The 26,633-nt window shown below is 70.7% G+C and carries 20 protein-coding genes; 10 read left to right on the forward strand and 10 right to left on the reverse strand.

Annotated elements, in window-relative coordinates; all coding sequences use genetic code 11:
- Positions 1-28 precede the first annotated feature (28 nt).
- The 6 genes from hisC to RM812_RS05805 all read left to right on the forward strand — a co-directional run bounded on the left by hisC (position 29) and on the right by RM812_RS05805 (position 10,525).
- Positions 29-1,108 carry a histidinol-phosphate transaminase gene (hisC, locus tag RM812_RS05780; RefSeq protein ID WP_311571298.1) on the forward strand — a complete coding sequence of 360 codons (1,080 nt, stop codon included), beginning with the start codon at positions 29-31 and terminating at the stop codon, positions 1,106-1,108.
- Between the two features lie 289 nt (positions 1,109-1,397).
- Positions 1,398-2,903, forward strand: coding sequence for a cytochrome ubiquinol oxidase subunit I (locus tag RM812_RS05785; RefSeq protein WP_311571299.1), 1,506 nt, complete (start codon positions 1,398-1,400; stop codon positions 2,901-2,903).
- A gap of 20 nt (positions 2,904-2,923) precedes the next feature.
- Complete coding sequence (gene cydB, locus RM812_RS05790) at positions 2,924-3,928, forward strand: cytochrome d ubiquinol oxidase subunit II (RefSeq protein ID WP_311571300.1); 1,005 nt, start codon at positions 2,924-2,926, stop codon at positions 3,926-3,928.
- Positions 3,929-4,007: 79 nt separating this feature from the next.
- Positions 4,008-7,517, forward strand: coding sequence for a thiol reductant ABC exporter subunit CydD (cydD, locus tag RM812_RS05795; protein ID WP_311571301.1), 3,510 nt, complete (start codon positions 4,008-4,010; stop codon positions 7,515-7,517).
- Positions 7,518-7,636: 119 nt separating this feature from the next.
- Positions 7,637-9,319 (forward strand): GAF domain-containing sensor histidine kinase, encoded by a 1,683-nt coding sequence (locus tag RM812_RS05800; RefSeq protein ID WP_311571302.1) that lies wholly within the window; start codon positions 7,637-7,639, stop codon positions 9,317-9,319.
- A gap of 162 nt (positions 9,320-9,481) precedes the next feature.
- Complete coding sequence (locus tag RM812_RS05805; protein ID WP_311571303.1) at positions 9,482-10,525, forward strand: M23 family metallopeptidase; 1,044 nt, start codon at positions 9,482-9,484, stop codon at positions 10,523-10,525.
- Between the two features lie 28 nt (positions 10,526-10,553).
- On the opposite strand, the gene RM812_RS05810 is transcribed toward RM812_RS05805, so the two are convergent.
- The 5 genes from RM812_RS05810 to RM812_RS05830 form a co-directional block, all read right to left on the reverse strand.
- Complete coding sequence (locus tag RM812_RS05810; protein ID WP_311571304.1) at positions 10,554-11,441, reverse strand: Cof-type HAD-IIB family hydrolase; 888 nt, start codon at positions 11,439-11,441, stop codon at positions 10,554-10,556.
- A 96-nt stretch (positions 11,442-11,537) separates the two neighbouring features.
- Positions 11,538-12,440 (reverse strand): LLM class flavin-dependent oxidoreductase, encoded by a 903-nt coding sequence (locus RM812_RS05815; RefSeq protein WP_311571305.1) that lies wholly within the window; start codon positions 12,438-12,440, stop codon positions 11,538-11,540.
- Between the two features lie 53 nt (positions 12,441-12,493).
- The gene (locus tag RM812_RS05820; protein ID WP_311571306.1) at positions 12,494-12,952 is read right to left on the reverse strand and encodes a hypothetical protein; all 459 of its coding nucleotides are present in this window, start codon (positions 12,950-12,952) and stop codon (positions 12,494-12,496) included.
- 6 nt (positions 12,953-12,958) lie between these two features.
- A complete protein-coding gene (locus RM812_RS05825; RefSeq protein WP_311571406.1) occupies positions 12,959-13,507 on the reverse strand; it encodes an RNA 2'-phosphotransferase in 549 nt (182 codons plus the stop codon).
- Between the two features lie 125 nt (positions 13,508-13,632).
- Positions 13,633-15,390 (reverse strand): SDR family oxidoreductase, encoded by a 1,758-nt coding sequence (locus RM812_RS05830; protein WP_311571307.1) that lies wholly within the window; start codon positions 15,388-15,390, stop codon positions 13,633-13,635.
- A 310-nt stretch (positions 15,391-15,700) separates the two neighbouring features.
- Between RM812_RS05830 and RM812_RS05835 the strand changes: the two genes are divergently transcribed.
- The 4 genes from RM812_RS05835 to RM812_RS05850 are packed head-to-tail and all read left to right on the forward strand — an operon-like array spanning position 15,701 to position 19,197.
- The gene (locus tag RM812_RS05835; RefSeq protein ID WP_311571407.1) at positions 15,701-16,663 is read left to right on the forward strand and encodes an ABC transporter ATP-binding protein; all 963 of its coding nucleotides are present in this window, start codon (positions 15,701-15,703) and stop codon (positions 16,661-16,663) included.
- On the forward strand, positions 16,653-17,558 hold the full coding sequence (locus RM812_RS05840; RefSeq protein WP_311571308.1) for an ABC transporter permease: 906 nt from the start codon (positions 16,653-16,655) through the stop codon (positions 17,556-17,558). Before RM812_RS05835 ends, RM812_RS05840 begins: the two co-directional genes overlap by 11 nt.
- On the forward strand, positions 17,555-18,466 hold the full coding sequence (locus RM812_RS05845; RefSeq protein ID WP_311571309.1) for an ABC transporter ATP-binding protein: 912 nt from the start codon (positions 17,555-17,557) through the stop codon (positions 18,464-18,466). The genes RM812_RS05840 and RM812_RS05845 overlap by 4 nt, the downstream gene beginning before the upstream one ends.
- Before the next feature lie 11 nt (positions 18,467-18,477).
- Positions 18,478-19,197 (forward strand): ABC transporter permease, encoded by a 720-nt coding sequence (locus RM812_RS05850; RefSeq protein ID WP_311571310.1) that lies wholly within the window; start codon positions 18,478-18,480, stop codon positions 19,195-19,197.
- Positions 19,198-19,526: 329 nt separating this feature from the next.
- Here RM812_RS05850 and RM812_RS05855 read toward each other — a convergent pair whose 3' ends face one another.
- The 5 genes from RM812_RS05855 to RM812_RS05875 form a co-directional block, all read right to left on the reverse strand.
- Positions 19,527-20,369 carry an HAD family hydrolase gene (locus tag RM812_RS05855; protein ID WP_311571311.1) on the reverse strand — a complete coding sequence of 281 codons (843 nt, stop codon included), beginning with the start codon at positions 20,367-20,369 and terminating at the stop codon, positions 19,527-19,529.
- Entirely contained in the window at positions 20,366-21,643 is a 1,278-nt protein-coding gene (gene serS / locus RM812_RS05860) for a serine--tRNA ligase (protein ID WP_311571312.1), read from the reverse strand. Before serS ends, RM812_RS05855 begins: the two co-directional genes overlap by 4 nt.
- Positions 21,644-22,261: 618 nt before the next feature.
- A complete protein-coding gene (gene pheA, locus RM812_RS05865; RefSeq protein WP_311571313.1) occupies positions 22,262-23,194 on the reverse strand; it encodes a prephenate dehydratase in 933 nt (310 codons plus the stop codon).
- Positions 23,195-23,277: 83 nt separating this feature from the next.
- Positions 23,278-24,597, reverse strand: coding sequence for an iron uptake transporter deferrochelatase/peroxidase subunit (gene efeB / locus RM812_RS05870; protein ID WP_311571314.1), 1,320 nt, complete (start codon positions 24,595-24,597; stop codon positions 23,278-23,280).
- An 8-nt stretch (positions 24,598-24,605) separates the two neighbouring features.
- Complete coding sequence (locus RM812_RS05875; protein WP_311571315.1) at positions 24,606-26,621, reverse strand: copper resistance CopC/CopD family protein; 2,016 nt, start codon at positions 26,619-26,621, stop codon at positions 24,606-24,608.
- Positions 26,622-26,633 lie beyond the last annotated feature (12 nt).

Below are 26,633 nucleotides of genomic sequence, written 5' to 3' on the forward strand. Positions count from 1 at the left end.
GCCGGTGGTGGTCACGAGGAGGACTGCGGTGAGCGAGACGAGCCCCAAGCTGCGCGCCGAGCTGGAGGGTATTCCCACCTACAAGCCGGGCAAGCCCGCCGCGGCCGACGGTCCGGTGGCCTACAAGCTGTCCTCCAACGAGAACCCCTACCCGCCCCTGCCGGGTGTGATGGAGACGGTGACGGCCGCGGCCTCGTCCTTCAACCGCTACCCGGACATGGCCTGTACGTCGTTGATGAACGAGCTGTCGGACCGGTTCGGCGTGCCCCTCTCCCACCTGGCCACCGGCACCGGATCGGTCGGGGTGGCCCAGCAACTGATCCAGGCGACATCGGGCCCCGGCGACGAGGTGATCTACGCCTGGCGCTCCTTCGAGGCGTACCCGATCATCACGCAGATCAGTGGCGCGACGTCGGTGCGGGTACCGCTGACGCCGGGCGATGTGCACGACCTGGACGCGATGGCGGCAGCGGTCACCGACCGGACCCGGCTGATCTTCGTCTGCAACCCCAACAATCCGACGGGGACGGTTGTGCGTCGGGCCGAGCTGGAGCGGTTCCTCGACCGGGTGCCGAGCGACGTCCTCGTGGTCCTCGACGAGGCCTACCGCGAGTTCATCCGCGACCCCGAGGTGCCGGACGGCGTGGAGATCTACCGGGAGCGGCCCAACGTCTGCGTCCTGCGGACCTTCTCCAAGGCGTACGGTCTCGCCGGCCTGAGGGTCGGGTTCGCGATCGCCCACGACCTCGTGGCGGCGGCGCTGCGCAAGACGGCGGTGCCCTTCGGAGTGAGCCAGATCGCACAGGAGGCGGCGATCGCCTCCCTGCGGGCCGAGGACGAGCTGATCGGGCGGGTCGGTTCGCTGGTGTGCGAGCGCACGCGCGTGGTCGACGGGCTGCGCGCGCAGGGCTGGACGGTGCCGGAGACCCAGGCCAACTTCGTGTGGCTGCGGCTGGGGGAGCGCACGGTCGCCTTCGCGGAAGAGTGTGAGCAGGCCGGCGTGGTCGTTCGGCCGTTCCCGGGTGAGGGCGTGCGGGTGACGGTCGGGGAGAGCGAGGCGAACGACATCTTCCTGAAGGTGTCGGGAGAGTTCCGCGAGGGGCTGTAAGCACCGAAGGGTTCGCCGAGGACCGGCCGGTCAGCACCAGTGTGTCGCTGTCCGGCCCGGCAGGCGGGCCCTTCCTTTTTGGTCACCGTTCAACAGTTCGTTGAATTTACTCGCCAAGGGGTTGACGTCACAGGGGACCCCCCTTCCGGCGTCGAAAAGCTGTACGTCATAATTGCTTGTGAATGTGAACGCGTTCACAAGCGTGTCCCGGTTGCGCCCGAGATAGGTGTGACATACACGCTCAAACTGCCGCTGACCACGGCGATGTGGCGATGTAAGGAGAGTGACCGTGGACCTGGCTCTGGCGCCGGAGACGCTGGCGCGATGGCAGTTCGGCATCACGACCGTCTACCACTTCCTGTTCGTCCCCCTGACGATTTCACTGGCCGCCCTGACGGCCGGGCTGCAGACCGCATGGGTCCGCACAGAGAAGGAGAAGTACCTCAGGGCGACCAAGTTCTGGGGCAAGCTCTTCCTGATCAACATCGCCATGGGTGTCGTCACCGGCATCGTGCAGGAGTTCCAGTTCGGCATGAACTGGTCCGACTACTCCCGCTTCGTCGGAGACGTCTTCGGTGCGCCGCTCGCCTTCGAGGCGCTGATCGCCTTCTTCTTCGAGTCGACCTTCATCGGTCTGTGGATCTTCGGTTGGGACAAACTGCCCAAGAAGATCCACCTGGCCTGCATATGGATGGTCTCGATCGGCACCCTGCTGTCGGCGTACTTCATCCTCGCGGCCAACTCCTGGATGCAGCACCCCGTCGGCTACCGGATCAACGAGGAGAAGGGCCGCGCCGAGCTCACCGACTTCTGGCAGGTCCTCACCCAGAACACCACGCTCAACCAGGTCTTCCACAGCTTCTCGGCGGCCTTCCTGACGGGCGGCGCCTTCATGGTCGGCATCGCCGCCTTCCACCTGATGCGCAAGAAGCACATCCCGGTGATGCGGACGTCCCTGCGACTCGGCCTGGTGACCTTGGCGGTCGGCGGCATGCTCACCGCGGTCAGCGGCGACACCCTCGGCAAGGTCATGTACGAGCAGCAGCCCATGAAGATGGCCGCCGCCGAGGCCCTGTGGGACGGCGAGGAACCGGCACCGTTCTCCGTGTTCGCCTACGGGGACGTCGACAAGGGGCACAACAAGGTCGCCCTGGAGATCCCCGGGTTGCTGTCCTTCCTCGCCCACAGCGACTTCGACTCGTACGTGCCCGGTATCAACGACACCAACAAGGCCCTGCAGGAGCAGTTCGGCCCCGGTGACTACAAGCCCATCGTCCCCGTCGCCTACTGGGGATTCCGTTGGATGATCGGCTTCGGCATGGCGTCCTTCTCCCTCGGCCTGCTGGGCCTGTGGCTGACACGGAAGAAGTTCCTGCTGCCGACCGCTCTGCGGACCGGCGAGGACGAGGTGCCGCACCTGGTACTGCTGCGCAAGCCGCTCGGTACGCGACTCACCCGCCTGTACTGGCTACTGGCGGTCTGGTCGATGGCGTTCCCGCTGATCGCCAACTCCTGGGGCTGGATCTTCACCGAGATGGGCCGGCAGCCCTGGGTCGTCTACGGCGTGATGCAGACCCGAGACGCGGTCTCCCCCGGTGTATCCACGGCCGAGGTCATCATCTCGATGTCCGTCTTCACCCTGCTCTACGCCGTCCTGGCCGTCATCGAGGTCAGGCTGCTCGCCAAGTACGTCAAGGCGGGCCCGCCCGAGCTCACCGAGGCCGACCTCACCCCGCCCACGAAGATCGGCGGCGACCTCCGTGACGCCGACAAGCCGATGGCCTTCTCGTACTAGGCCGAGGGAGCTGCACAGTCATGGAACTGCACGACGTCTGGTTCGTCCTGATCGCCGTCCTGTGGACCGGCTACTTCTTCCTGGAGGGCTTCGACTTCGGGGTCGGCGTCCTCACCAAACTGCTCGCCCGGAACCGGGCCGAGAAGCGGGTGCTGATCAACACCATCGGCCCCGTCTGGGACGGCAACGAGGTGTGGCTGCTCACGGCCGGTGGTGCGACGTTCGCCGCCTTCCCCGAGTGGTACGCCACGCTCTTCTCCGGCTTCTACTTGCCCCTCCTGGTCATCCTGATCTGCCTGATCGTGCGGGGAGTCGCGTTCGAGTACCGGGTGAAGCGGCCCGAGGAGCGCTGGCAGCGCAACTGGGAGACCGCGATCTTCTGGACCTCGCTCATTCCGGCGTTCCTGTGGGGCGTGGCGTTCGGCAACATCGCCCATGGCGTGAAGATCGACCAGGACCTGGAGTACGTCGGCTCCGTCTGGGACCTGCTGAACCCGTATGCCCTTCTCGGCGGCCTGGTCACGCTGTCGCTGTTCACCTTCCACGGGACGGTGTTCACGGCGCTCAAGACCGTCGGTGAGATCCGCGAACGAGCCCGGAACCTGGCACAGCGCGTCGGCCTTGTCGCCGCCGTGCTGGCCGTGGCCTTCCTCCTGTGGACCCAGCTCGACCGCGGTGACGGCAAGAGCCTGGTCGCGCTGTTGGTGGCTGTCGCAGCGCTGGCCGTCGCCCTGGTGGCGAACCAGGCCGGCCGCGAGGGTTGGTCGTTCGCACTGTCCGGCGTCACCATCGTGGCCGCCGTGGCGATGCTCTTCCTGACGCTCTTCCCGAACGTCATGCCGTCCACGCTCGATCCGGACTGGAGCCTCACCGTCACCAACGCCTCGTCCAGCCCCTACACGCTGAAGATCATGACCTGGCTGGCCGCGGTCGCCACACCGGTCGTACTGCTGTACCAGGGGTGGACGTACTGGGTGTTCCGCAAGCGGATCGGTACCCAGCACATCGCCGAAGCCGCGCACTGAGTCCGGGCTGGGGTGTGTTTCACGGCGCGCGCTTCGCGCCGCGTGTTTCACGTGAAACACACCCTCTGGACGGAAGGGCATGTTTCACGTGAAACCCATCGATCCACGTCTTCTGCGGTACGCCCGAGCCACCCGGTTCTTCCTGGCCGCGGTCGTCGTTCTGGGCGCCGTCGGGGCCGGGTTGCTCGTCGCGCAGGCGATGCTCATCGCCGAGGTGGTCGTGGGCGCCTTCCAGCAGGGCATGGGGGTCGCCGAACTCGGCACTCCGCTCTTGCTGTTGGCGGCCGTCGCCTGCGGTCGCGCACTGGTCGGCTGGCTCACCGAGCTGGCCTCTCACCGTGCGAGCGCGGCAGTGAAGTCGGAGCTGCGAGGCCGGCTGCTGGATCGGGCCACCGCGCTCGGCCCCGGCTGGCTGAGCGGACAGCGGACCGGGTCGCTGGTTGCCCTGGCCACCCGAGGAGTCGACGCCCTCGACGACTACTTCTCGCGCTACCTGCCTCAGTTGGGGCTCGCGGTGGTCGTACCCGTGGCGGTGCTGGCGCGCATCGTCACCGAGGACTGGGTCTCGGCGGCCATCATCGTCGGCACCCTGCCGCTCATCCCGATCTTCATGATGCTGATCGGATGGGCCACGCAGTCCCGGATGGACCGCCAGTGGCGGCTGCTGTCCCGACTGTCCGGGCATTTCCTGGACGTGGTCGCGGGGCTGCCGACGCTGAAGGTCTTCGGGCGGGCGAAGGCGCAGGCCGACTCGATCAAGCGCATCACCGGCGAGTACCGGCAGGCGACCATGCGGACGTTGCGGATCGCGTTCCTGTCGTCCTTCGCCCTGGAACTGCTCGCCACGCTGTCGGTGGCGCTCGTCGCCGTCACGATCGGCATGCGGCTCGTCCACGGTGACATGGCCCTGTACGACGGCCTGGTCGTGCTCGTTCTCGCGCCCGAGGCGTATCTGCCGCTGCGGCAGGTGGGCGCTCAGTACCACGCGGCGGCCGAAGGGCTCGCCGCCGCCGAGGAGATCTTCTCGGTACTGGAGCGGCCCGCCCCGGCGTCGGGGGCCGACCCGGTGCCGGCCCACGGCGCCCTGTCCTTCGAGGACGTGACGGTCCGCTACCCCGGACGTGCCGCGGACGCCGTGACGGACACCACCTTCACCGTCGAACCCGGGGAGACGGTCGCCCTCACCGGACCCAGCGGGGCGGGCAAGTCGACGCTGCTCAACGCCCTCCTCGGCTTCGTACGCCCCACCGGGGGACGAATCAGGATCGGGGGAGCCGACCTCACCTCCCTCGACCTGGCGCAGTGGCACGCCCGTGTCGCCTGGGTGCCGCAGCACCCGCACCTGTACGCCGGCACCATCGCCGAGAACGTGCGGCTGGCCCGGCCCGACGCCGACGACACCGCCGTTCGGCGGGCACTGCGGGACGCGGGCGCGCTGACGTTCGTGGACGCGCTGCCCGAGGGAGCGGGTACCCAGCTGGGGGAGGACGGAGCCGGGCTGTCCGCCGGGCAACGGCAGCGGCTCGCGCTGGCCCGGGCGTTCCTCGCGGACCGGCCGGTGCTGTTGCTGGACGAGCCGACGGCCGCACTCGACGGGGCCACCGAGGCCGAGGTCGTGGCCGCGGTGCGCAGGCTGGCGGAGGGGCGGACGGTGCTGCTGGTGGTGCACCGGCCGGCACTGCTGGAGGTGGCCGACCGGGTGGTGCGGCTGGAGGAGCCGGTGCCCGCCGCCGCGACCGACCGCTCCCACGGGCCGTCGGCCGCCCCTACCGTCGAGGAGACCCCGGGCACCCCTGCTCCGGCTCCCACGGACAACCCTGCCCTCACGACGGAGCCCCAGGGCGGCGTTCTCGCCAGGGTCCGTGCGATGTCCGCGGCCCGGCGCGGGCGGCTCGGCCTCGCGCTACTGCTCAGCAGCCTGGCGCTCGGCAGTGCCGTCGGCCTGATGGCCACCTCCGGGTACCTCATCTCGCGGGCCTCGCAGCAGCCGCCGGTGCTGTATCTGATGGTGGCGGTCACGGCGACGCGTGCCTTCGGGATCGGACGGGCCGTGTTCCGCTACGCCGAGCGGCTCGTGTCGCACGACGCCGTACTGCGGATGCTCGCCGACACCCGGGTCGCCGTGTACCGGCGACTGGAGCGGCTGGCGCCCTCGGGGCTGCGCCGTAGCCGCCGGGGCGACCTGCTCTCCCGGCTCGTCGCCGACGTCGACGCCCTGCAGGACTACTGGCTCCGCTGGCTGCTGCCCGCCGCCACCGCGGTGGTCGTCTCGGCCGCCTCGGTCGTTTTCACGGCCTGGCTGCTCCCGGAGGCCGGCGCCGTGCTCGCGGTCGGTCTGCTGGCGGCCGGAGCCGGGGTCCCCCTGGTCACCGGCGCCGTCGCACGGCGGGCCGAGCGCAGGCTGGCGCCCGCCCGTGGCGTGCTCGCGACCCGGGTGACCGACCTGCTCACCGGCACCGCCGAGCTGACCGTCACCGGTGCCCTGCCCGCGCGGGCCGCCGAGGTGCGCCGGGCCGACGGCACGCTCACCCGGATCGCCTCGCGTGCCGCCACCGCCACCGCGCTGGGCGACGGGCTCACCGCGCTGTTCTCGGGCCTGACGGTCGCGGGCGCCGCCCTCGTGGCGATCCAGGCGGTCGCCGACGGCAGGCTCACCGGCGTGGCCGTGGCCGTCGTCGTCCTCACCCCCCTGGCCGCCTTCGAGGCCGTACTCGGGCTGCCTCTTGCCGTGCAGTACCGGCAACGCGTGCGCAGGAGTGCCGAGCGCGTGTACGAGGTACTCGACGCCCCTGAGCCCGTACGGGAGCCGGAGACGCCCCGGCAGGCGCCCGCGTCGCCGTTCCCGGTCGTCCTCGCGGGACTGGCCGCGCACCACCCCGGTCAGGACAGGGACGCCCTGGCGGGGCTGGACCTGACCCTGTCGGAGGGCCGCCGCGTCGCCGTGGTCGGAGCGTCCGGGGCGGGCAAGACGACGCTGGCCCAAGTGCTGCTGCGGTTCCTCGACTCGGACGCCGGCTCCTACACGCTGGCCGGCGTGGACGCCTACGCCCTGGCCGGCGACGACGTACGGCGGCTCGTCGGGCTGTGTGCTCAGGACGCGCACCTCTTCGACAGCTCGGTGCGCGAGAATCTGCTCCTGGCCAGGAAGGACGCCACCGAGGCCGAGCTGCGCGACGTGCTGGCGCGGGCCCGGCTGCTGGAGTGGGCCGACGACCTGCCGGACGGCCTGGACACGCTGGTCGGTGAGCACGGCGCCCGGCTGTCCGGCGGCCAGCGGCAGCGGCTGGCCCTCGCCCGGGCGCTGCTCGCCGACTTCCCGGTCCTCGTGCTCGACGAGCCCGCCGAGCACCTCGACCTGCCGACCGCCGACGCGCTCACCGCCGACCTGCTGGCCGCCACCGAGGGCCGTACCACCTTGCTGATCACGCACCGGCTGGCGGGTCTGGGGGCCGTGGACGAGGTGGTCGTGCTGGACGAGGGCAGGGTCGTGCAGCGCGGGACGTACGCGGAGCTGTCCGCCGCGCCGGGGCCGCTTCGGGCGATGGCCGAGCGGGAGGCGGCGTCGGAGCTGCTGGTCGGAGCACCGTGATCCCCGGAGACGCAGGGGTGGACGCTCTGAATGATTCACGGACGCGCAGGGGTGAGGTTCTGAACGACGTCCGAAGAATCCGACTTTCCTGAACAAAAGGGCATTATTAGGCTCGTTCCATGGTCCCAGCACCGTTCCCCGGCCCTCCGCCACCCCGCGAGAAAGTCCCGGCCGAGTTCCTGGCACGGGTGCCGAAACTGCTCGAGGCGATGCGATCGGTCGGGAGCGGGCTGGAGCTGCACGCCACGCTGAACCGCATCTGCGAGACCGCGGCCGACCTGGCCAACGCCCGGTACGCGGCCATCGGCGTCGTCGGCGAGGACGGCGACGGTCTCATCGACTTCGTCCACCACGGCGTCGACGAGGCGACCGTCCGACGGATCGGTCACCTGCCCGACGGCCGCGCAGGTCTGTTGGGCGCTCTCCTCCGCGACCCGGAGCCGGTCCGGCTCACGGACCTCACCGAGGATCCACGCTCGTGCGGTGTTCCCGAGCACCACCCGGCGATGCACGGCTTCCTCGGAGTCCCCATCCGCGTACAGGGTGAGATCTTCGGCAATCTCTACCTGACCGGCAAGCGTGCCGGGGAGCCGTTCGACGACTACGACCTCGCCATGGTCCGGGTCCTGGCCACCGAGGCCGGCATCGCCATCGGCAACGCGCGCGTGTACGAAGCCGCCCAGCAGCGGGAGCGCTGGATCGACGGGTCGGTCGCCGTCACGACCGCTCTGCTCTCCGGCGGCGACACCGACGACGCACTCCAGGTCGTCGCCGAACAGGCCCAGCGGCTCTCCGGATCGGCGGCCGGCATCGTGCTGCTGCCGGCCGCCGGGGGCGGTCTGGAGATCGTGGCTGTCGCCGCGCAACGCCCCACGGACGCCCTGGGCGTGGTCATCCCGCCCGAGAACGGCATCGTCGCCGAACTTCTGGCCGGCCGGCCCGTTTTCGTGGACGACGCCGCGACCGATCCGCGCCTGGAGGCCGGACCGGTGCGGGCCTATGGACCGATCATGCTGCTGCCGCTGTGCAGGGACGGGCGGGTCCTCGGCAGTCTCGTCATGCCCCGCGCCCGGGGGGAGCCGCCGTTCACCCGGGCGGAACGCGCGCTCGGCGACCGGTTCGCCTCACAGGCCGCACTGGCGCTGATGACGGCCGATGCCCAGCGCATCCGGGAACGGCTGGCGGTGTACGAGGACCGTGACCGCATCGCCCGGGACCTGCACGACCTCGTCATCCAGCGGCTGTTCGCCACGGGGATGATGCTGGAGAGCGCCCAGCGCGGTTCGGTCGTGCCCGAGGTGCGCGACGGAGTGGGCGGAGCCGTCCACGAACTCGACCTCACCATCCAGGAGATCCGCTCGGCGGTCTTCGCGCTGCGGCAGCCCGCTGCGACCCCCGCCGGGCTGAGCACGCGCGTCCTGCGCGAGATCACCATGGCCGCCGTACCGCTCGGCTTCACGCCCTCGTACCGTTTCGTCGGTCCGGTCGACACCGCCGTCGGTGAGCTGACCGGCAAGAACCTCGTCGCCGCGCTGCGGGAGACCTTGTCCAACGCCTTCCGCCACGCCCACGCCACCCGGATCGAGGTCGTCGTCGATGCGACGGCGACCCTGCCGGACGGCCGGTCGGGTGTGCGGCTGACCGTCGCGGACGACGGGGTAGGCATCCCCGAGGGCGGCCGGCGCAGCGGCCTGCGCAACCTCGAGCGCCGTGCCGAGAGCGTCGGCGGCGTCAGCCGGGCCGGTCCCGGCATCGGGGCGCACGGCGGCGGCACGACAGTGCTGTGGGAGGCACCGTACTAGCACACCGCGGTGAGCGCTGCCCCAAGCCCGCCCCTCTTTGGGGTCCGTGCCCGGGCGTTGCCCCATGTGCAGCAGCCGTACTGGGCCGTGTGCAGCAACGGGTCCCCCGCTCGTAGGACTCGGACGTGACCGTGCGCCCGTTTCCGGGCAGCGATCGCTGACATGCGCTCATCTCGTCGACGTTCATTGCTCGTTCCAGTGCTGCTGTGCGCGCTTGCCGCGCTCGCGGCCCGCCCCGCCGACAGCCCGGACAAGGGCGGCGGCACCGGCCTCGGTGCGAAGGTGCTGCGGCTGTACGAGGACGCGGCCAGGGCCGCCCAGCGGTACGAGGACGGGCGGCGCGAGGCCGAGGCACGACGGTCGAAGGCCCTGGAGTACCGGAAGCTGCTCGACCGCCAGCGGCAGAAGACCGACTCCCTGCACGAGGAACTGGGCCGCGTCGCCCGCGCCCAGTACCGCGGCGACGGCGAACCCCCGCTGACCGAGCGGTTGGTCCTCGCGGACGACTCCCAAGAGCTGATGCGCGGTCCGGAAGCCGCGGCGCCCGTGGATCCGGCCGTCAAGAAGGCCATCGGTGAGAGTCTGCGGGCCGAGGCACGGCTCGCCGCCGAAGAGGCCGAGGCGCAGGCGGCCTGGCAGGCACTGGAGGAACGCAACGCCGGTCTGGCGGAGCGGAAGAAGAAGATCGAGGGCAAGCTGCACGCCGCCCGGTCGAGGCTGGAGGAAAAGGCGGAGGCGTCGGTCGCGGCGGGCTCGTGTCCCGTCGCGGACCGCCTCGACCAGCCGGACGTGCGCGCCGGTCGGTCCTGGGTCGCACCGGTGGAGACGTACAAGCTGTCGGCACCCTTCGGCAGAGCTGGGACGCGGTGGGCGAACCGGCACACCGGGCAGGACTTCGCGGTGCCGGTCGGGACTCCCGTGCGGTCGGTCGGCACGGGCCGGGTGGTCAAGGTGGCGTGCGGCGGCGCCTTCGGCATCCAGGTCGTGGTGCGGCACGCGGGCGGTTACTACACGCAGTACGCCCATCTCGCCGCCCTCGCCGTCGGCCAGGGAGACCGGGTCGGCGCCGGGCAGTGGATCGGACAGTCGGGCAGCACTGGCAACTCCACCGGCCCTCACCTGCACTTCGAGGTACGGACCACACCACAGACGGGCTCGGCGCTGGACCCGGTGCCGTGGCTGTCGCAGCGCGGGGTGCCGCTCTGAGCGGGCCGGCCCGACTGCGGAGAGGCCGCTACGACAGGTCCGCCAGCATCCGCTCGATCACGACCGCCACCCCGTCGTCGTTGTTGGCGACCGTCCGTCCCGACGCTGCGGCGATCACGTCGGGGTGCGCGTTGCCCATCGCGTACGACTGTCCCGCCCAGGTGAGCATCTCGACGTCGTTCGGCATGTCACCGAAGGCGACGACCTCCTCGTGCGAGATGCCGCGCTCGGCGCAGCACAGGGCGAGCGTGCTGGCCTTGGAGACATCCGGCCCACTGATCTCCAGCAGGGCGCTGGGACTGGACCGGGTCACGTTGGCGCGGTCGCCGATGGCGAGGCGGGCCAGTGCGAGGAAGCCGTCGGGGTCCAGCTCGGGGTGGAAGGCCAGGATCTTGAGAACCGGCGCGGTGCCGGCGCGACCGTCCGGCGCCAGGAGCTCCTCCGCGGGCGCGAGGCCGTCGGGGACCTCCATGTGCAGCTTCGGGTACCCCGGCTCCTGGTGGAAGCCGTATGTCTGCTCGACCGCGTACACCGTGCCCGGGGCAGCCTCGCGCAGCAGCCGTACGGCGTCCAGCGCGTTCTGCCGGGCCAGCTCGCGGACCTTGACGAACCGGTGGGCACCCGGGCCGCCGTGCAGGTCGACCACCGCGGCACCGTTGCCGCAGATGGCGAGGCCGTGACCGTGGACGTGGGCACTGACGACGTCCATCCAGCGGGCGGGACGGCCGGTGACGAAGAAGACCTCGATGCCCTCCTTCTCGGCGGCGGCCAGCGCGGCGACCGTGCGCGGGGAGACCGACTTGTCATCGCGCAGCAGTGTGCCGTCGAGGTCGGTGGCGATGAGCCGCGGGCGGAGGGCGGCGGCCGGGGTCACGGGCTGTCGGGTCGCTGAGGTCACCCGGTCATTGTCACGCATATGCCCGCACGCCCGTGCGATACTCCGCACATCTGTGAGCTACGGCTCTCATCCGCGCCGTTCCGTTTCTCTCGTCGGCATCAGCGGTCCCGCGGTTCACCTCAACTGCGGCAGCGCCTCCATGGCGATCCGCTCGAAGATCTTCTCGTCCGCGGTGAAGTCCGAGTCGGGGATCGGCCAGTGGACGACAAGTTCGGTGAAGCCCAGGTCGCGGTGTCGGCCCGCGAAGTCCACGAACGCGTCCACGGACTCCAGCGGCCGGCTGCGGTCCGGGGTGAAACCGGTGAGCAGGACCTTGTCGAGGACGCTCACGTCGCGGCCGATCGCGGCGCAGGCGTCGGCCAGCTTGTCGGCCTGCCCCCGCAGCGCCCGGTCCGACTGCTCGGGGGTGCCGCTCTCGTACAGCTTCGGGTCGCCGGTGGTCACCCACGCCTGGCCGTAGCGCGCGGTGAGCCGCAGGCCGCGGGGGCCGGTCGCGGCCACCGCGAACGGCAGCCGGGGCCGCTGCAGACAGCCGGGGATGTTGCGCGCCTCGTGAGCCGAGTAGAAGTCACCCTCGTACGACACGGCGTCCTCGGTCAGCAGCCGGTCGAGCAGGGGGAGGAACTCGGCGAACCGGTCGGCCCGCTCCCGCGGCGTCCACGGTTCCTGGCCGAGCGCCGTGGCGTCGAAGCCGGTGCCGCCCGCTCCTATGCCGAGCGTGACCCGGCCGCCCGAGATGTCGTCGAGGGAGATCAGCTCCTTGGCGAGCGTCACCGGGTGCCTGAAGTTGGGCGAGGTCACCAGCGTGCCCAGGCGCAGCCGATCGGTGACGGCCGCGGCAGCGGTGAGCGTCGGCACGGCACCGAACCACGGCCCGTCCCGGAAGCTGCGCCAGGACAGGTGGTCGTAGGTGTACGCGGTGTGGAATCCGAGCTGCTCGGCACGCGTCCAGGCCGAGCGACCGCCTTCATGCCAGCGGCGGTACGGGAGGATCGCGGTGCTCAGGCGCAGGCTCATGCCACCGAGCCTATGCGGTCGGTCCTGTTTCACGTGAAACATCCGCCCCGACGTCACCGTACGCGGCTGCTCAGCCATGGCGTGAGGAGGAACATCGGCACGTGCTCCCTGTGCGTACGGTCACCCGGCAGCGGCACGATCAGGCGGTAGCCGGGTGGGAAGCGGCGCCCCTTGACGTGGGCGAGACCACCGAAGACAGAGCGCAGGAACTCGGGGACATCGTCGCGCGGGATGTCGGGGCACTCCACGTTCTCGACGGTGATCAGGGCATCCCCCTCGGGGAAGAGCCGGACGCTCACGCGGGGCACTCCGCCGAACTCGACGAAGGCCTCGTGGGGGAGGGAGCCGTCGGCGTCGGTGATCACCCCCACGCCCGCTGCGCTGCGGCGGGAGGTCTGATCGGCGCCGATGTCGTCGGTGACCTCGATCTCGCGCGCATACTCCGTGGCGATGGCGCGCAGGGCGGCGACGGCGGCTTCGGTGGTGGGCAGCTGCTTCATGTCACCGATCATGAGGGATCAGTGCTGAGTGGGAAGGCGCAGGTACTGCGGGGGGACGGCCTGCGTCAGCCACACTCCGTTCGCGCTGACGCGGAAGACATGACCGTCTCGGTGCATCGCGGCGGCGTCCACCGACAGCACGACCGGTCGCCCGCGGCGGGCACCGACCCGGGTCGCGGTCTCGCGGTCCGCCGAGAGGTGCACGTCGTGCCGGTGCATCGGCCTCAGGCCCTCGGACCGGATCGACTCCAGGTTGCGGGCCACGGTCCCGTGGTAGAGGTACGGCGGCGGGGTCGCCGCGGGCAGCCCCAGGTTCACGTCGATGCTGTGGCCCTGGCTGGCACGGATACGGGTGCCCTCGATCGCGAAGCGCCGTTTGTCGTTGGTGGCGACCACATGATCGAGTTCTTCCCGAGTGAACCGGAAGCCGTGTGCCGCGGCCGCGGCGATCAGCGTGTCGATCTCGACCCACCCGGCCTCGTCGAGCGTGAGCCCGATCCTCTCCGGCTGGTGGCGCAGATGCTTCGACAGATACTTGGACACCTTCACGGTGCGTCTGTCGTCCATGTGTTCCTGATGCATGACACCAGCGTGCCGAGAGAGACACGCATCACGCGATCGATTTTGCCGACGAGGTTTGATCCACAGTCAAGTGCAGTTATCCACAGGATGATTGGGTGTTCCTGTGGAAACTACAGCGGCGGCTTCACCCGTGCGATCCGCCTCACCGCCCGAGGCATGAAACGGGAAAGGAGATGCGCGGTGCGCGCCTCCGGAGTCACCGGGACCACCGCCCTGTCGTGCACGACCGCCTCCAGAACCGCGTCGGCGACCTTCTCCGGCGGGTAGTTGCGCAACCCGTACAGCCGGGCGGAGCGCTGCCGGCGCCGCTTCTCCTCGGTGGCGTCAACCCCCGTGAAGTGCGCCGTCGACGTGATGTCGGTGTTGACGAAGCCGGGGCAGATCGCCGTGACGCCGATCCCCTGCCCGGCCAGCTCGGCGCGCAGGCACTCACTCAGCATCAGCACGGCCGCCTTGGAGGTGCCGTAGGCGGGAAGCGCCCGGGAGGGCTGGAAGGCCGCCGCCGACGCGGTGTTGACGATGTGGCCACCCTGTCCACGCTCGGCCATCTGCCTGCCGAACAGCCGGCATCCGTGGATCACACCCCACAGATTGACATCGAGGACCTTCTTCCAGTCCTCCGGCGTGGTGTCGAAGAAGGAGCCTGCCAGACCGATCCCGGCATTGTTCACGAGGACGTCCACCACGCCGTACTCCGCGGCGACCTTGGCCGCGAGTTTCTCCATGGCCGGCCCGTCGGAGACGTCCACGACCTCCGCCGAGGCACCCGGTGCACCCGCCAGCCGGGACAGCTCCGCGGTGCGCGCGGCGGACTCGGCGTCGCGGTCGACGGCCACCACGCGCGCGCCGGCCTCGGCGAACGCGAGCGCTGTCGCCCGCCCGATGCCACTGCCCGCTCCGGTGACCAGCACCAGCTGCCCGCCGAAGCGGTCGGCGTGCCTGCCGCTCGCCGTCACCCCGGGCCGCCCGCCGTCGACGGCGGTGACGAATTCCGTGATCCAGCCCGCCAGCCGGTCCGGCCGGGTGCGCGGCACCCAGTGCCCCGCGGGCAGCGTGCGACGGCTCAGCCGCGGCGCCCACAGCTCCAGCTCGTCATAGAGCCGTTCCGACAGGAACACGTCGCCGAGAGGTGTGATGAGCTGCACGGGCGCGTGCGCGTAGGCGTCGTCGCGCGGGCTGCGCAGCCGGTGCCGGACGTTGTCCCGGTACAGCCACGCCCCGTGCGCCGCGTCCGACGGCAGGGACGCGGTCGGGTAGTCGCCGCCCGGCACTTTCTCGACGCGCCGCAGGATGCCCGGCCAGCGTTTGCCGAGGGGGCCGCGCCAGGCCAGTTCGGGCAGGGCGGGCGTGTGCAGCAGATACACGTACCAGGACCTGGCGCCCTGGCCGAGGAGCTGGCCGACCCGGCGGGGGGTGGGGCGCTTGAGACGGCTGTTGAGCCAGTGCCCGAAGTGGTCGAGGGACGGGCCGGACAGGGAGGTGAAGGAGGCGATGCGGCCCTCGGTGCGCCTGACTGTGACGAACTCCCAGGACTGCACCGAGCCCCAGTCGTGGCCCACCAGGTGCACGGGCCGATCGGGACTGACCGCGTCCACCACGGCCAGGAAGTCGTCCGTCAGTTTCTCCAGTGTGAACCCGCCGCGCAGCGGGGTCGGCGCGGTGGACCGGCCGTGCCCCCGTACGTCGTAGAGGACCACGTGGAAGCGGTCGGCGAGACGGGCGGCCACCTCGGACCAGACCTCCTTGCTGTCCGGGTAACCGTGCACCAGGACGACCGTGGGCCGCCCCGGGTCGCCCAGTTCGGCCACGCACAGCTCGACCCCGCCCGTGCGCACCCAGCGCTCCCGAGCACCGTCCAGCACCGTCATCTCCCCTCCGCCCAGCGCCGCAGTCCCCACGCTCGACGGAACGAGTGCGGGGGACCCCCTGGCAGGTCGCCGTCCGGCCCGAAGGAGCTCTCTCCCGGCCTCGTGAGCCGGTGACGACGAGGATCGTGCCGCCGAATCTCCCAGTTGTTAGATCTGACGTCAATAGGGCGGGCCTGCGGCCCGGAACACCGCTCCGTAGCTCTCAGGCACGGGATCCCCTACGGGCCCGTACTACTCGAGTCTGACGCCAAGACGGCTCTCCGGTCTGACGACCTGAGTGGCGGGCGTCACTACTGTCGTGGGTGTGACTGTGATCGCGACCGAAAGCCTGAGCAAGCGGTTCCCCCGGGTGACCGCGCTCGACCGGCTCTCCGTGGACGTCGGACCCGGTGTGACCGGACTCGTCGGAGCCAACGGCGCCGGCAAGTCCACCCTGATCAAGATCCTGCTGGGTCTGTCTCCCGCCACCGAGGGCCGAGCCGAAGTGCTCGGGCTCGATGTCGCCACCAAGGGCGCCGACATCCGCGAGCGGGTCGGCTACATGCCGGAACACGACTGCCTGCCGCCCGACGTCTCGGCCACCGAGTTCGTCGTCCACATGGCACGCATGTCCGGCCTGCCGCCCACCGCCGCCCGCGAACGCACGGCCGACACCCTGCGCCACGTCGGCCTGTACGAGGAGCGCTACCGGCCCATCGGCGGCTACTCCACCGGCATGAAGCAGCGCGTCAAACTCGCGCAGGCCCTCGTCCACGACCCCCAGCTGGTCTTCCTCGACGAGCCGACCAACGGCCTCGACCCTGTCGGCCGGGACGAGATGCTCGGCCTCATCCGCCGCATCCACACCGACTTCGGCATCTCCGTCCTGGTCACCTCGCACCTGCTGGGCGAGCTGGAACGCACCTGCGACCACGTCGTCGTCGTCGACGGCGGCAAACTCCTGCGCTCCAGCTCCACCACGGACTTCACCCAGACCACGACGACGCTCGCGATCGAGGTCACCGACACCGACGACCACCCTGACGGCACCCGCGCGGTGCGCGACGCGCTCCACGCGCGCGGGGTGACCGTCCAGGACGGCAGCGGCCTGCCCGGCGCCGGCCACGTCCTGCTGCTCACCGCGGCGGGCGAAGAGACCTACGACCTCGTCCGGGACGTCATCGCCGACCTCGGCCTCGGCCTGGTGCGCATGGAACAGCGTCGGCACCACATCTCGGAGGTCTTCCAGGACAGTGACACAGAACGGAAGGAGGCGGCCGGCCATGGCAACTGAGCAGCCCGTAGTCCTCGCGGGTGACCAGACCCGCATCCACAACATCGGCTACCGCAGCTACGACGGCCCCCGCCTCGGCCGCGCCTACGCCCGCCGCTCGTTGTACTCGCAGTCCCTGCGCGGCGCATACGGCCTCGGCCGCTCGGCCAAGTCCAAGGTCCTGCCGATGCTGCTCTTCGTGGTGATGTGCCTGCCCGCGGCCATCATGGTCACCGTCGCCGTCGCCGCCAAGGCCGACGACCTGCCCCTGGACTACACGCGCTACGCGATCGTCCTGCAGGCCGTCATCAGCCTCTACGTCGCCTCGCAGGCCCCCCAGTCCGTCTCGCGCGACCTGCGCTTCAAGACCGTCCCGCTGTACTTCTCACGGCCCATCGAGACCGCCGACTACGTCCGTGCCAAGTACGCGTCGCTGGCCTCGGCCCTGTTCATACTCACCGCCGCTCCCCTGCTGGTGCTGTACGTGGGCGCACTGCTCGCCAAACTCGACTTCGCGGACCAGACCAAGGGATTCGCACAGGGACTCGTCTCCGTGGCACTGCTCTCGCTGCTCTTCGCCGGCCTCGGCCTCGTCGTCGCGTCGGTCACCCCGCGACGCGGTTTCGGCATCGCGGCCGTCATCGCCGTACTGACCATCACCTACGGCGCGGTCTCCACCCTCCAGGCCATCGCGGACGTCCAGGGCAGCTCCGGAGCCGTCACCTGGATCGGCCTGTTCTCGCCGATCACGCTCATCGACGGCGTGCAGTCCGCCTTCCTGGGTGCCGCCTCGGCCTTCCCCGGCGGGGTCGGCCCGAGCAACGCAGAGGGCGCGGTCTACGTCCTCGTCACCCTGGGGCTGATCGCCGGCGCCTACGGTCTGCTGATGCGCCGCTACAAGAAGGTGGGCCTGTGACCACGCTGAACATCGACCACGTCTCCCGCTGGTTCGGCAACGTGGTCGCCGTCAACGACATCACCATGACGATCGGCCCCGGCGTCACCGGCCTCCTCGGGCCCAACGGCGCCGGAAAGTCCACCCTCATCAACATGATGGGCGGCTTCCTCGCCCCCTCCACCGGCAGCGTCACCCTCGACGGTCAGCCGGTCTGGCGCAACGAGGCCATCTACAAGCACATCGGCATCGTCCCCGAGCGGGAGGCGATGTACGACTTCCTCACCGGCCGCGAGTTCGTTCTCGCCAACGCCGAACTGCACGGCCTCGGAGCCAAGGCGGCCCACGAAGCACTCGCCACCGTCGAGATGGAGTACGCGCAGGACCGGAAGATCGCCACGTACTCCAAGGGCATGCGGCAGCGCGTGAAGATGGCCTCCGCCCTCGTCCACCAGCCCTCCCTGCTCCTGCTCGACGAGCCGTTCAACGGCATGGACCCGCGCCAGCGCATGCAGCTGATGGACCTGCTGCGTCGCATGGGCGACGAGGGCCGCACGGTGCTGTTCTCCTCGCACATCCTCGAAGAGGTCGAACAGCTCGCCTGGCACATCGAGGTCATCGTCGCCGGACGGCACGCGGCCAGCGGTGACTTCCGCAAGATCCGCCGCCTGATGACCGACCGGCCGCACCGCTACCTGGTGCGCTCCAGCGACGACCGGGCCCTCGCCGCGGCACTGATCGCCGACCCGTCGACGTCCGGCATCGAGGTCGACCTCGCCGAGGGCGCACTGCGCATCCAGGCCGTCGACTTCGGCCGGTTCACGGCCCTGTTGCCGAAGGTCGCCCGCGACCACGGCATCCGGCTGCTCACGGTCTCGCCGTCCGACGAGTCCCTCGAGTCCGTCTTCTCGTATCTCGTCGCGGCGTAGGAGGCCGAAGAATGTACGACCCCACAGTCGCCAGGCTCACCTACCGAGCCCTGCTCGGCCGCCGCCGGGCCCTCATCCTGGGCGCGCTGCCCGTGCTGCTGCTCGTCATCGCCGTGGCGGTGCGCGCCCTCGCCGGAGCCGACGACCAGACGACGGCGGACGTGCTGGGCGGATTCGCCCTGGCCACCATGGTCCCGATCATCGGTGTCATCGCCGGCACCGGCGCCATCGGCCCCGAGATCGACGACGGATCGGTGGTGTACCTGCTGTCCAAGCCGATCAAACGGCCGACGATCATATTCACCAAGCTGATCGTCGCCGTCGCCGTGACGATGGTCTTCTCCGCCGTGCCCACCCTGCTCGCCGGTCTGATCCTCAACGGCAACGGCCAGCAGGTCGCCGTCGCCTACACGATCGCCGCGCTGGTCGCCTCCATCGCCTACGCCGCGTTGTTCCTGCTGCTGGGCACGGTGTCCCGGCACGCGGTGGTCTTCGGGCTCGTCTACGCCCTCGTCTGGGAGGCCCTGTTCGGATCCCTGGTGCCCGGCGCCCGCACGCTGAGCGTTCAGCAGTGGTCGCTGGCGGTGGCCCAGAAGGTCGCCGACGGAAACCTGATCACCTCCGACGTTGGCCTGCCGACCGCGACGGTGCTGCTGGTCGCCGTCACCGTGCTCGCGACCTGGTACGCCGGGCAGAAGCTGCGGTCGCTCACGCTCGCCGGAGAGGAGTGACGGGCCCCCGGCCCTGACGGTGCCTTCACCCCGGCCCGGATCACACTGGGCCGGGACCCCACGGGGGAACGGGTGTACGGGGAACGGGCGTGTGGGGGGTACGGGGTCGCTGGGGGACACGGGGACGCAGCACCGGGAAGAACCGGATGGCACCGGTGACAACGCGGCGTACGTCCGCTTTTAATCGGTGGCGCCCGGCTTTCCGTACCGGCACTGTGGTGCCTGCACGAGGCAGGACTGCGTCGGCGCATCGGACGGCCGCTTCGAGCACGCGAGATGCCTCGCGTGGGCCGACCGACGGGGACGCCGACGCAGTCCGGACCGTGCGATCAGGCCGACAAACGCTCCAGCACCACCGCGATGCCGTCCTCGTCGTTCGAAGACGTCACCTCGTCGGCCACCGCCTTGAGCTCCTCGTGGGCGTTGGCCATCGCCACGCCCCGGGCGGCCCAGCCGAACATCGGTATGTCGTTGGGCATGTCGCCGAAGGCGATCGTGTCCGCGGCCTTCAGGCCGAGCCGACGCGCCGCCAGCGACAGACCGGTTGCCTTGGACAGTCCGAGGGGAAGCAGCTCGACGATGCCCGCGCCGGCCATGGTGACCGTCACGAATCCGCCCGCGGTGCGCCGGGCGGCCTCGGCCAGCTCGTCGTCCGACAGGGTCGGGTGCTGGATGTAGATCTTGTTCAGCGGCGCCGACCACAGGTCCGACGCGTCGGTGAACGGCACCGCCGGAAGGTGGCCCGCGACCTCGTAGCCCGGGCCGACCAGGACGTCGCCGTCCAGGCCGTCGCGGCTCGCCGCCAGGTACAGCGGACCGGTCTCCGCCTCGATCTTGGCCAGCGCCACGCCGGCCAGCTGGCGGTCCAGCGTGACCGAGGTCAGCAGCCGGTGCTCCCCGGCGTGGTAGACCTGCGCGCCCTGACCGCAGACGGCCAGTCCCTCATAACCCAAATCGTCGAGTATGTGCCGGGTCCAGGGGACCGCTCGGCCGGTGACCACGATATGGGCCGCGCCCGCAGCGGTGACTGCGGCGAGCGCCTCACGGGTGCGCGGCGAGATCGTGTCGTCGCTGCGCAGCAGCGTGCCGTCGAGATCCGTCGCGACCAGGCGGTACGGGAAGCCCCCGGGACCACCGGCGTCGGACCCCGCAGCGGTACCGGGGACACTCACTTGGCCACCGGTTCCAGGATCTCCCGGCCGCCCAGGTACGGGCGCAGCACCTCGGGCACGCGCACCGAGCCGTCGGCCTGCTGGTGGTTCTCCAGGATCGCCACGATCGTGCGCGGCACCGCGCACAGCGTGCCGTTGAGGGTGGCCAGCGGACGCACCTTCTTGTCCTCGCGGACCCGGATCGACAGCCGGCGGGACTGGAACTCGGTGCAGTCCGACGTCGAGGTCAGCTCGCGGTACTTGCCCTGGGTCGGGATCCACGCCTCGCAGTCGTACTTGCGCGCGGCCGAGGAGCCCAGGTCCGCCGAGGCGACGTCGATGACCCGGAACGGCAGCTCCAGCGACGTCAGCCACTGCTTCTCCCACTCCAGCAGGCGCTGGTGCTCGGCCTGCGAGTCCTCGGGGAGGACGTAGGAGAACATCTCGACCTTGTCGAACTGGTGCACGCGGAAGATGCCCCGGGTGTCCTTGCCGTGCGAGCCCGCCTCGCGGCGGAAGCAGGGCGAGAAGCCGGCGTAGCGCAGCGGCAGGCGGTCGGCGTCGAGGATCTCGTCCATGTGGTACGCGGCGAGCGCCACCTCGGACGTCCCGACCAGGTACAGGTCGTCATTGTCGAGGTGGTAGACGTCCTGGGCGGCCTGGCCGAGGAAGCCGGTGCCGGCCATCGACTGCGGGCGGACCAGCGCCGGGGTCAGCATCGGGGTGAAGCCGGCCGCCGTGGCCTGGGCGATCGCCGCGTTGACCAGGGCGAGCTCCAGGAGCGCGCCGACGCCGGTCAGGAAGTAGAAGCGCGAACCGGAGACCTTGGCGCCCCGCTCGACGTCGATGGCGCCGAGCAGCTGGCCCAGCTCCAGGTGGTCCCGGGGCTCGAAGCCCTCGGCGGCGAAGTCGCGGTGTGTGCCGTGCGTCTCCAGCGTGACGAAGTCCTCCTCGCCGCCGACGGGCACGTCGGGGTGGACGAGGTTGCCGAGGCGCTGGAGCAGCTCCTGGGTTTCGGCGTCGGCCGCGTCGCGCTCGGCGTCGGCTGCCTTGACCTCGGTCTTCAGCTGTTCGGCACGCTTGAGCAGCTCGGCCTTCTCGTCTCCGGCGGCCTTGCCGATGAGCTTGCCGAGGCCCTTCTGCTCGGCGCGCAGCTCGTCGAAGCGGACGCCGGACGACCTGCGCCGCTCGTCGGCAGACAGGAGGGAGTCGACGAGGGCGACGTCCTCTCCACGGGCACGCTGCGACGCGCGCACACGGTCGGGGTCCTCACGGAGCAGGCGAAGGTCAATCACGCGGTCAAGGCTACCGGTGTGCGGTCTCGGCTCTCGACCGGCTTATGCCGATCGCGGGCCCCGCAATCCGCCGTGCGCGCCTTGCGGGGCGTCCCCCTGGTGTTTCGGGTGGTGTTTCCGGTGGTCAATCAACATCCGTCCCGGTCCCTGGAACGAGGCAGCGGGCGGGTGGCAGGTTGACTGGATTTCGTTGTGGGGAACGGGACTTGAGCGCACTGCTGTCCGCCGAGATCCACAGCCCGGGAAAGTTATCCACAGGCTGTGCGAAAAATCTGTGGACTTCGATGGGCCTCGGGCGTGCGCATTCCTCATTCGGCGTTCAAACCCTCCACGTCCTCCCTTTCGAGTGGAAACGTTGCACTCGCGTCACTCTGGAGGATGGAGGGGTGAGAAACAGGTGAACGAAGGGTGACCTGGGGTTCTGTGGGCGAAGTGAGGGCCTGTGGGCTGGTTTGTCGACTGAATGGTGCTTCGTTGTCGACTTGTCCCCAGGTCGAGAAGCGGACCTGTGGATAACTCGGACCATGCCTGTGGACAACAGGACAGCAAAAATCAGCAGGCACGACTGGCCGATTCCGGCCGTTGGCAGGCTTCCAGAAGCCGGCCGCCAGCCGCCCGTCAGAACCGGCCGTCCTGGCAGCGCGCCACCCAGTCCGCCGCCGCCGCGAACTCCTCGTCCGAGGTGCCCGGCCGTAGTGCGCCCACGTCCGCCGGTTCGACCTCGGCGCGCGGGTACGACCCGAGGTACCGCACCTGGAGGCACGACCGTTTCAGGCCCATCAGGGCATCGGCGACCCGGCGGTCGGAGATGTGTCCCTCCGCGTCGATGCAGAAGCAGTAGTTGCCGATGCCGGCACCGGTGGGCCGGGACTGCAGCAGCATCAGGTTGATGCCCCGGGTGGCGAACTCGCCCAGCAGGTCACGCAGGCCGCCGGGGTGGTCGTCGCGCTGCCAGAGCACGACGGACGTCTTGTCCGCGCCGGTCGGTGCGGCGGGCCGGGCGGGGCGGCCCACCAACACGAAGCGCGTCTGGGCGTTCGCCGCGTCGTGGATGTCGGCCTCCAGGACCTCCAGTCCGTAGCGGGCGGCGGCGAACTCGCCGGCGAAGGCCGCGTCGTACCGGCCCTCCTGCACCAGGCGGGCGCCGTCCGCGTTGGAGGCCGCCGACTCCCAGGCGGCCTCCGGAAGGTGCGCCTTGAGCCAGTTGCGCACCTGGGGCTGGGCCGCCGGGTGGGCGGTGACCGTCTTGATGTCCGCCAGCCTGGTGCCGGGGCGCGCCAGCAGCGCGAAGGTGATGGAGAGCAGCACCTCGCGGTAGATCATCAGTGGCTGACCGGCGACCAGCTCGTCGAGGGTGGTGGTGATGCCGCCCTCGACCGAGTTCTCGATCGGCACGAACGCGGCCTCGGCCTCGCCGGTGCGCACCGCGTCGAGCGCGGACTGGACGGAGACGTACGGGACCAGCTCCCGGGTCGCCGTCTCCGGAAGCGTGCGCAGGGCGACTTCGGTGAAGGTGCCCTCAGGGCCGAGATACGCGTAACTGGCTGGCATGAGCTCACCCTAATGGCCTTCTCGCAGGCCGTGCCGAACGTGGCGCATGCGTGCACGGCCCACTACTTCCACAGGGCGACGAGTCACCCCTCCAGCAGTCGCTGCCCCACGTACTCCCCTTCCGCCGCCCCGCCCGGCACCGCGAACAGACCGCTGGCCTCGTGCCGGACGAACGGGGACAGCGCGTCGCCCCGGTCCAGCTTGCGCTGCACCGGCACGAAGCCGCGCAGCGGGTCGGCCTGCCAGCAGATGAAGAGCAGGCCCGCGTCCGGAACACCGTCCTCGTCGAAGCCGTCGTGGTACGAGAAGGGTCGGCGGAGCATGGCCGCGCCGCCGTTCTGGTCGGGCCGGGTGATCCGGGCGTGGGCGTTGATCGGGACGACCAGGTTCCCGGACGCGTCCGTCTTCTCCAGGTCCATCTCGGTCGTCTCGGTGCCCCCGGACAACGGGGCGCCGTCGGACTTGCGGCGTCCGATGACGTCCTCCTGGGCCTTGGCCGAGAGCTGCTCCCAGTCGTCGAGGAGCATGCGGATGCGGCGTACGACGACGTACGAACCGTTCGCCATCCACGCGGGGTCCTTCGTCACCGATGTGGGCACGAAGATCCGCTTGTCGAAGTCGGCGTCGGCGGGCTTCGGGTTGCGGGTGCCGTCGACCTGGCCCATGAGGTTGCGGGCCGTCATGGGCTGGGCGGTGGCGCCCGGCGAGCGGTTGAAGCCGTTCATCTGCCAGCGGACGCGGGCGGCCGATCCGGCGTCCTGCTGGATCGCGCGCAGGGCATGGAAGGCCACCAGGGCGTCGTCGGCGCCGATCTGCACCCACAGGTCGCCGTTGCTGCGGTTCTTGTCGAGGTGGTCGGAAGAGAAGTCGGGCAGCGGGTCCAGTGCCACCGGGCGCTGCTTGTCCAGGCCGGTGCGGGTGAAGAAGCTGTGCCCGAAGCCGAAGGTGACGGTCAGGGACGACGGCCCCGCGTCCCGGGCCACGCCCGTGTCACGGGATCCGGCCGGCTCGCCCGCCATCAGCCGCCGGGCGGTGTCGGACCAGCGGCGCAGCAGCGCGGCGGCCTCCTTGCGGCCGGCGCCCGCCGTGAGGTCGAAGGCGACGAGGTGGCCACGGGCCTGCATCGGCGTGGTGATGCCGGGCTGATGTTTCCCGTGAAACATTGCCTGCCCGCTGCCCAGCGAGGTGAGGGGTGTGGCCGCGGAGGAGGGAGCGGCGGCATACCCCGCGGCGCCGCCCGCGGCACCGAGCACGAGCCCCGTGGCACCGGCGGTGCCTATCAGCCGCCGCCGCGAGATGCCTTCGCGTGCGGCGGTGCCCTCGGAGTCGAGCGGGCCGGGCCCGGGGGGCGTCCCGTGGGGCGCCTTGAGGGCGTCGGCCTTCGGGAGGGACTGTTCAGCCATGGTGCGGTTCAGCCGATCTGCGCGTTCTTGGAGACGGTCACCTGGTCGATGTCGGAGGTCCGTACGGTTACGGCGACCTCCCAGTCGCCGGCCATCGGGATCTGTACTCCGCCCGCGGACCAGTGCCCGGTGGTGATGTGGTCGGGGACGACGGGCAGCGGCCCGATGTCCTTGGCCTTGAGGGTGAAGGCGACCTTCACCTCGGGGATGTCGAGGGCGTTGCCGTCCGGGCTCTCGATGTAGAGGTGCAGGTCGTTGGCGCCCACTCGCGCGGGGTCGAGCTCCACCCGTACGAGGCCCTTGCCGTTCTGGCTGCCGGTGTCGAACGGGATGTCCAGGGTCACCGTCCCGGAGGACGGTGTGGCCGAGGCGGCGGAGGGCGGGGTGGCGTTCTTGGCCTCCTCCTCGGTGCGGCCGGGCTCGGTCTGGGTGAGGAGGGTGGTGATGACGAGGAGGACGACGGCGACGCTCGCCTCCGCGAGCACGGAGCGGCGCAGTCCGAAGCGGTGGGGGTCGGCGTCCCGCTGTCGCTTCTGCCGGGCCGCGTCCACGGCCGCGCGCTGCCGGGCGAGCTGGGCGGCACGCCGGGTGTCCCCGGAGCCGCCCTTCGCCGTACCGGTCGGCTTGGCGGAGGCCTTCGCCTTACCGGCCGCCGCTTCAGACCTCTCGGCCCTCTCGGCCCCCTCGGCCCCCTCAGACCCCTCGGAGCCCTTGGTCCCCTTCATCGTCTCGGGCTGTCGGCCGGTGGACGCGCCGACCGGCTCCTTCTCGTGCTGACGGACCACGGTGCGCCCCGTCTCCGCCAGCTGTGCCGTCCATCGTCGCGAGAAGTAGGCGATGCCGACCAGTACCACCACGAGCCCGATCTTGAGGAGCAGCAGCTGTCCGTACCGGGTGTCGGTGAACGCCGTCCAGGAGCCGAGCTGGCGCCAGGACTGGTAGGTGCCGGTCACGACCAGCGTGACGACGCTGCCGAAGGCGACGCGTGAGAACCGGCGTGCGGCGGTGGCGGGGACCGGTGTGTCCGCGGGCGCCCGGTACAGGGCGACGACCAGGGCCGTGAGCCCCCCGAGCCAGGACGCGACGGCGAGCAGGTGGACGACGTCGACCGGCATGGCGAGGCCGGCCTGGAGGCCTACGGAGGCGTGCTCGGACATCGCCCAGGTCGCGGCGAGGCCCGCCGCCACGACAGTTCCGCCGATCGCGAGCCCGAAGGTGAGGTCCCGCTTCTCCTCGTCCTCCCGTTTGTCGTAGGCGCCGAAGAGCACGGCGATGAACAGCGCGGCCGCCGCGAGCAGCAGCAGCCGGGAGACCAGCGACGCGCCCGGCTTGGTCTGCAGCACCTCCCCGAGCAGGTTCAGGTCGAAGACGTCGCCGAGCTTCCCGGACCCGGTGTAGGAGCCGCGCAGCAGAAGCAGCAGGAGGGTGGCGGCGGTGAGTGCGAGCCATCCGGAGACGACGAGCCGTTGCACCGCCCGTACCCCGGAGCCGCGCGGCCAGCAGGCGAGGACGAAGGCGGCGCCGCCGACCAGCACGATGAACCCGGCGTACGACACGTACCGCCCGGCACCGTAGAGCCAGCCGACGACTCCGCCACCCGCCTCCTGGCCGTCGACGGAGACGGAGGTGTCGGAAGGGGCGCCGATGGAGAAGGTGTAGGCGCCGGCGACGGGATGGCTGTCGGCGGACACGACCTGGTAGGTCACCGTGTACGTGCCGTCGGGCAGCCCCGCGTGCAGTTTCACGGCGTAGGTCGTGCCGCCCGTGCCGGACGGCTTGCCGTCGTCGACGCGCTTGCCCTTGGGGTCGAGGACGCGCAGCGAGTCGTCGTCCAGGGAGACCGACTCGGAGAAGGTGAGCGACACCTGGGCCGGAGCCTTGTCGACCACCGCCCCCTGCTGGGGGTCGCTGCCGGTCAGCGCGGCGTGCGCGGAGGCCGGCCCGGCGCCGGCGAGCAGTGCGCAGGCCGCGGCCAGGAGCAGCAGCACCAGGGTCCGGACGCGTGGAGCGGTGGTCTGCGTCAAGGTGGTCCCTCC

The sequence above is a fragment of the Streptomyces lancefieldiae genome, from assembly GCF_031845825.1.
Classification (GTDB): domain Bacteria; phylum Actinomycetota; class Actinomycetes; order Streptomycetales; family Streptomycetaceae; genus Streptomyces; species Streptomyces lancefieldiae.